Below are 6,474 nucleotides of genomic sequence, written 5' to 3'. Positions count from 1 at the left end.
ACACCAATAAATTGTTTCAGCGGAATCAATGCATTGGCGGAAAGGCAAATCAGAGTTGCCTGCAAGCCTTGGTTTAAGCCATGCTCACCATCAATACGCTGAATAAAGAGTTCTTCATTCAAAGCAGGATTGGAAAATTGCGCATGGATGGCACGCTTTTGAGCGGATAAGCCTAATTTTTCTAATACAGCAAGTATTTTGCCTAGCATAATAAAATTTCTTAATTGTAATTTTAAAAATTATATTTACTGAAAACTAAATAAAAACAGAAAGCTGATAAAGATAAAATCATAAAAGTTGTTGATTATATTTTCTTTAATACGCTGACTATTTTCTTTCAATTTTCATGTAAATCTATACTTTTTTCTAATTTATTGGGCCTTTACCCAAAAACATAATTATATTCATTTTCTATATTCTACATTTTTTAAACATAGACAGCTAGCCTTGGAGTAAAGACTAGCGCATCTCTTATAAAGCAAATTGTATTGATACAAAAGCTGCAGATTGTAAATTAAGAGCAGTTCATTGGTACTTCTACTTTTATTTTTCGCTCTTTCAACGCTTGCTTAATCACCGCATAACCGCCCGTTAAACCCAATACCGCCATAATTCCCGCCACAATAATATCCGGCCATAAACTGCCTGTACCAAATACCCCGACTGCAGCCAAAATTACCGCGACATTCCCAATGGCATCATTACGGCTGCAGAGCCATACCGATTTCATGTTGGAATCACCGTCTCGGTAAGCATATAAGACAAAAGCACACACCGCATTGGCAATTAACGCAGCAATACCAATGACGCCCATGGTCACGGCTTCAGGTGGAATACCTTGCATATAGGAATAAATAACTTTGCCTATGACAACAAAACCAAACAATGCCATGGTCACACCTTTCAGCAATGCAACCGTAGCACGCCAATACAAACTTGCCCCAAGTACAGCAAGTGAAATGGCATAATTAGCAGCATCACCAAAGAAGTCGAGCGAATCTGCCCAAAGTGATGATGAGTGAGCATAAGCGCCGCCAATCAGTTCAACCAAAAACATGGCCAAATTTATAAGCAAAGCAATCCACAGGGCGATACGAAATTTACTATTCGGTTTTGGCGGTGCGGGTTCATGACTGCAACTGCATACCATAGAGAACTCCTATACAAAGCTGTATTAAACAATATATAGTCATTAAAAACCCTCGAGTAACTCCAAGGTCAAGCATGGCAACTTATAAAATTGGCGAGTTAAGTAAAAAGATAGGATTAAGTACGGACAGCATCCGTTTTTATGAAACTAAGAAGTTAATTCAGCCTTCATTTAGGGCAGATAATAATTACCGATATTATTCAGAAGAGGCTTTAAAACGTCTGCTGTTTATTCAGCGCTGCCGTGCATTGGACTTATCTTTAAAAGAAATTGAAACCTTAATTACATTAGAACAGCAGCCGCAGCAAGACTGTCATGCAGTGAATGAGATTATTGATTTGCATTTAGCGCACGTGGAGAAAAAATTGGCAGAACTGCATAAATTCCAGCAGGAATTACAACAGCTCCGCCAATTCTGCAACACACAAAACACAGTCGATCAGTGTCAGATTCTAAAACAGCTTGAAGCTCAATAAACTGCATCGACATGCGTTAAATAGATTTCTGATTGACGCGTTTAGACAATTCAGCCGCCGACTCTTTACGCTCAGAATAGCGGTTGGTCAAATAACCCGACTGCCCGCGGGTTAACAGCGTGAACTTATACAGTTCTTCCATCACATCAACAATTCGGTCATACAGGCTCGAAGCTTTCATACGGCCATCTTCCTCAAATTCCAAAAAGGCTTTAGGAATTGAAGATTGATTTGGAATGGTGATCATACGCATCCAACGGCCTAAAATCCGCATTTGATTAACCGCATTAAAAGATTGTGAACCGCCTGAGACTTGCATCAATGCCAGCGTTTTACCCTGTGTAGCACGAATTGCTCCAGCAGCCAGCGGAATCCAATCAATTTGCGCTTTTAAAATAGAGCTCATAGCACCATGACGCTCTGGACTGCACCACACCATGCCTTCCGCCCAAGCCAATAACTCATGTAATTCCTGAACTTTAGGATGCGTCATATCTCCATCTTCAGGCAGAGGCAGACCTTTGGGATGGAAAATTTTTACCTCAGCACCAAAATACTCCAGAATACGCTTTGCTTCCAAAACCGCTAAACGGCTATACGAACGCTCACGGTTTGAACCATACAGCAATAAAATCCGTGGCGGATGTGTAAGCGCTTGTGCCTGAACTTTTTCAAACGCAGGCTGTTCAAGCAAATCTATATTGATATTTGGGAGTTCAATTTTCGCTAGATCAATCTTTGATAAATTAGTACTCATTAAGAATTCGCTCCTGCATTTGAGAAATATTTTTGACGCAGCCATAGTGAGACACTGACCAAAGCAATGAGGACAGGAACTTCAACCAAAGGCCCAATAATGGTGGTAAATGCCACAGGCGAAGCCAAACCAAAAGTGGCAATCGCTACTGCAAGCGCCAATTCAAAATTATTGCCCGCTGCTGTAAAAGAAATGGCTGTGGTTTTGGCATAGTCATTGCCCATCCATTTACTCATAAAGAAGCTAATGAAGAACATCACTACAAAGTAGATGGTCAGCGGAATAGCAATACGCAGCACATCCATTGGCAGGCTTAGAACTTCAGCGCCTTTTAGGCTAAACATCGCCACAATGGTAAACAGCAATGCCAATAAACTCAGTGGGCTGATTTTGGCAATAAACATATTTTGATACCAATTTATGCCCTTTTGCTTCACCAAAATCGTACGGCTGAGAAAGCCCAATAAAAATGGAATGCCCAAATAAATCAGCACGGCTTTGGTAATAGTCCAAAAACCGACATCAATCACTTGCCCAGCCACACCAAAATAAGGCGGCAAGAAGCTTAGAAATAACCATGCATAGGTACTAAAAAACAAAATTTGGAAAATACTGTTAAATGCAACTAAGGCAGCCACATATTGATTGTCGCCGCATGCCAAGCTATTCCACACCAAAACCATCGCAATACAGCGCGCAAGGCCAATTAAAATCAGCCCCGTCATATATTCAGGATAGTTCTGCAAGAAAATAATCGCTAAAGTGAACATCAGACAAGGTGCAATCAGCCAGTTTTGTACCAGTGACAGCATCAGTGTTCGCTTATCCTGAAACACTTGCGGCAAATTGGCATAGTCCACTTTTGCCAAAGGCGGATACATCATCAGGATCAAACCAATCGCAATGGGTAAATTGACTGTTCCCATACTCATGCTGTCTAAAATACGCGAAGCTTGCGGGAAAAAATAACCAACCGAAATGCCAAGCGCCATGGCAATAAAAATCCATAGCGTAAGATTTCGGTCTAAAAAAGATAGTTTTGCAGTTTGCATATCTTCAACTTTTCAACGTAGACCGCAAAAATTTAAAAGCCATGATCAAAAATCAAGCTTTTATTTTTGCAATTTCGCTGCTTAATCAATCAATCTGACCAATTTTACTCAGCGCTATAACTAGATCTTCTTTACTTAAATGGTTTAAATCCAAGTCAAAGAAGGCATCAAAACGGCGTTGAATATGCTCAACCGTCCGCATAAATGCCTGCATTTTCTCATCATCAGCGCACTCTAAATGCGAAGGATCTTCCAAGCCCCAATGCACTTTAATGGCATTGCCTAAATATAACGGGCATGGTTCTTCAGCTGCCGAACTGCATACAGTCACCACAATTTGCGGATTAAATTCTTCACAATCCTGCATGTTTTTACTCCACAAGCCCTCTGTTGGAATATTCAAACTTTGCAAGGTTCTTAATGAAAGCGGATGTACCTTGCCCGAAGGCTGACTGCCTGCACTGCACGCACTGAAGCCCTGCGGAGCACGTGCATTAAAAAGTGCTTCTGATAAAATACTCCGGCAGCTATTTCCTGTGCATAAAAATAAAAAATTCATAGAGTTACTCTTAATATTAATCACAACATGGCGCTGCATTTGCAGAAAACTTAAAGTGCTCTGCGCGTGAATTATGCTGCAAGGATATTTTCAATATATCGATACACCATGTTTCTAATTCAGGATGAATTTGATAATAAATCCACTGCCCTTGGCGGCGATCTTGCAAAATTTTGGCACTGCGCAATAAGGCCAAATGACGGGATATTTTTGGCTGGCTTAAATTTAAAGCAGTCATTAAATCACAGACACAGCTTTCACCGCGCAGCTGCAAAATGGTCAAAATATCGAGACGGGTTTGATCTGACAAACATTTAAAGAAATTCAGCTGATCCATAATATATATGCATATTCAAATATGCATATATATTAATGCCAGTTTGACTAAAAAAATAGCCTTTTTTAATCTATAATTCCGAGCTTTTTACTAGGTTGAATCATTTTTTTAGATTCATACAATAAAGCCATATTTTTTATATGCCTTAATTTTTGTCATGAGTATCACGACTGTTACTGAACTTCTATCGCCTGCTGGCTCACTGAAAAACATGCGCTATGCCTTTGCCTATGGTGCAGATGCAGTGTATGCAGGTCAGCCGCGCTATAGTTTGCGTGTGCGTAATAACGAGTTTGACCATGACAATCTGCAAATCGGCATTAACGAAGCGCATGCTTTGGGCAAAAAGTTTTATGTGGTGGTCAACATCCAGCCGCATAACTCAAAATTAAAAAACTTTATTCGCGACCTAACGCCAATTATTGAAATGAAACCTGATGCGCTGATTATGTCAGACCCAGGTCTGATTATGATGGTGCGTGAAAACTTCCCTGAAATTGATATTCATCTTTCGGTGCAAGCCAATGCCGTGAACTGGGCAACGGTCAAGTTTTGGCAAAAGATGGGGCTGACCCGTGTGATTTTGTCACGGGAACTGTCAATTGAAGAAATCGAAGAAATTAAAACGCAAGTTCCAGGCATGGAAATTGAAGTCTTTGTTCATGGCGCACTCTGCATGGCCTATTCAGGGCGCTGCATGCTGTCGGGCTACATGAATAAACGCGATGCCAACCAAGGCGCCTGCACCAATGCCTGCCGTTGGGAATACAAAGTGTCTGAAACCGCTGAAGATACCAATGGCGATGTGATTCCTGTACAAAATATTGATACGGCAGAAAAATCTGGCTGCTGCTCAAAAGATGCAGATGAACTGCACATGCAAGCTCAGCATCAAGTGTCCGAACCAGTGTTATTACAGCGCAATGACGAAGAAGCCTTTGCTGCCGAAGAAGATGAACACGGCACATACTTCATGAACTCTAAAGACTTACGTGCCGTTCAGCATGTCGACCGTTTAACCAAAATGGGTATTCACTCGCTGAAAATTGAAGGTCGAACCAAGTCGTATTTCTATTGTGCCCGTACTGCGCAAATTTACCGTAAAGCCATTGATGATGCGCTACAAGGCAAAGACTTTGATCCATCACTGATGACGCAGCTTGAAGGTTTAGCAAACCGCGGTTATACCGAAGGTTTCTTACGCCGTCATGTGCATAGCGAATATCAAAACTATGAAAATGGTTCATCCAGTTTTGACCACCAAATTTTCTGCGGTGAAGTTTTAGAACGCAATGGCGATTACATCAAAATTGATGTGAAAAACCGTTTTGCGGTGGGTGATTCATTAGAACTGATGACAACCAAAGGCAACATTACGTTCACTTTGACTGAAATTAAAGATAAAAAAGGCAACTTGATTGAAGATGCCAAAGGCTCAGGTCATATCGTCGATATTCCTGTACCTGCTGATGCAGACATGACCTATGCCCTGCTGATTCGCAACTTGCCAAATTCGACGGCAGATATTTCTGCATCAGCTTTGGCTTATCAGGCTTAATTGAGTTCGTTATGGCATTACTCATTACTAACAAATGCATTAACTGCGATATGTGTTTGCCCGAATGTCCCAATGATGCGATTTATGAGGGAACAAAGGTTTATGAAATTGATACGGACCGCTGTACAGAGTGCGTGGGGTTTTATGAAACACAAACTTGTGTCGATGTCTGTCCAATTGAGTGCATTATTCCGCATCCTGAGCATGTGGAAAGCCAAGCGCAGCTATTAGAAAAATTCAAAGGATTAAACTTATTTAAGCAATGACCTTGGGGAAGGCAGGCAAAGAGGAACGGGAGTATTTACAGCGCACTCCGAAGTTCCCTAAAAAACAATAAAAACAAAATCATAAAATGTTTAGCACATGTGCTAAATCTACAAAGCCGAAGTATTTGGGGATGCTTCGGCTATTTTTTTAAACTCGAAACTGCAGTAAATCTGAGCTGTCTATGCACCAGCCTTTCAACATAAAAAAAGGAACTTTGGTGTTAGCTTCCTAAGTTCCTATAAACTGCAAAAAGTATTGGATATTCTAAATTTTGTTTCAGCTAAAGTGCGTACACTTTAGCTGAATTAAAACGCACTA

General features: G+C 40.7%; 9 protein-coding genes. 3 read left to right on the top strand and 6 right to left on the bottom strand.

Annotated features, from left to right (window positions below):
• Together D7V32_RS16435 and D7V32_RS16430 are read right to left on the bottom strand one after the other, a co-directional pair.
• A partial coding sequence (locus tag D7V32_RS16435) for a hypothetical protein (protein WP_147394238.1) occupies positions 1-209 on the bottom strand: 209 nt, incomplete at its 3' end.
• Between the two features lie 305 nt (positions 210-514).
• A complete protein-coding gene (locus tag D7V32_RS16430) occupies positions 515-1,150 on the bottom strand; it encodes a cation transporter (protein ID WP_120403863.1) in 636 nt (211 codons plus the stop codon).
• Between the two features lie 74 nt (positions 1,151-1,224).
• Here D7V32_RS16430 and D7V32_RS16425 point away from each other — a divergent pair, with 74 nt between their 5' ends.
• Complete coding sequence (locus D7V32_RS16425) at positions 1,225-1,626, top strand: MerR family transcriptional regulator (RefSeq protein ID WP_120403862.1); 402 nt, start codon at positions 1,225-1,227, stop codon at positions 1,624-1,626.
• A gap of 16 nt (positions 1,627-1,642) precedes the next feature.
• On the opposite strand, the gene arsH is transcribed toward D7V32_RS16425, so the two are convergent.
• The 4 genes from arsH to D7V32_RS16405 form a co-directional block, all read right to left on the bottom strand.
• Positions 1,643-2,347 carry an arsenical resistance protein ArsH gene (arsH, locus tag D7V32_RS16420; protein WP_120403865.1) on the bottom strand — a complete coding sequence of 235 codons (705 nt, stop codon included), beginning with the start codon at positions 2,345-2,347 and terminating at the stop codon, positions 1,643-1,645.
• Between the two features lie 35 nt (positions 2,348-2,382).
• On the bottom strand, positions 2,383-3,435 hold the full coding sequence (gene arsB / locus D7V32_RS16415) for an ACR3 family arsenite efflux transporter (protein WP_120403861.1): 1,053 nt from the start codon (positions 3,433-3,435) through the stop codon (positions 2,383-2,385).
• An 85-nt stretch (positions 3,436-3,520) separates the two neighbouring features.
• On the bottom strand, positions 3,521-3,994 hold the full coding sequence (locus D7V32_RS16410) for an arsenate reductase ArsC (RefSeq protein WP_120403864.1): 474 nt from the start codon (positions 3,992-3,994) through the stop codon (positions 3,521-3,523).
• A gap of 16 nt (positions 3,995-4,010) precedes the next feature.
• The gene (locus D7V32_RS16405) at positions 4,011-4,331 is read right to left on the bottom strand and encodes a metalloregulator ArsR/SmtB family transcription factor (protein WP_120403860.1); all 321 of its coding nucleotides are present in this window, start codon (positions 4,329-4,331) and stop codon (positions 4,011-4,013) included.
• 157 nt (positions 4,332-4,488) lie between these two features.
• On the opposite strand from D7V32_RS16405, the gene trhP reads away from it, so the two are divergent.
• Positions 4,489-5,889 carry a prephenate-dependent tRNA uridine(34) hydroxylase TrhP gene (gene trhP, locus D7V32_RS16400; protein WP_120403859.1) on the top strand — a complete coding sequence of 467 codons (1,401 nt, stop codon included), beginning with the start codon at positions 4,489-4,491 and terminating at the stop codon, positions 5,887-5,889.
• A gap of 11 nt (positions 5,890-5,900) precedes the next feature.
• Positions 5,901-6,155: a YfhL family 4Fe-4S dicluster ferredoxin gene (locus D7V32_RS16395; RefSeq protein ID WP_120403858.1), complete on the top strand. Its 255-nt coding sequence runs from the start codon at positions 5,901-5,903 to the stop codon at positions 6,153-6,155.
• Positions 6,156-6,474 lie beyond the last annotated feature (319 nt).

The organism is Acinetobacter tianfuensis (assembly GCF_003611465.1).
Lineage (GTDB): Bacteria > Pseudomonadota > Gammaproteobacteria > Pseudomonadales > Moraxellaceae > Acinetobacter > Acinetobacter tianfuensis.
This window is presented reverse-complemented; position numbering and strand designations above follow the sequence as displayed.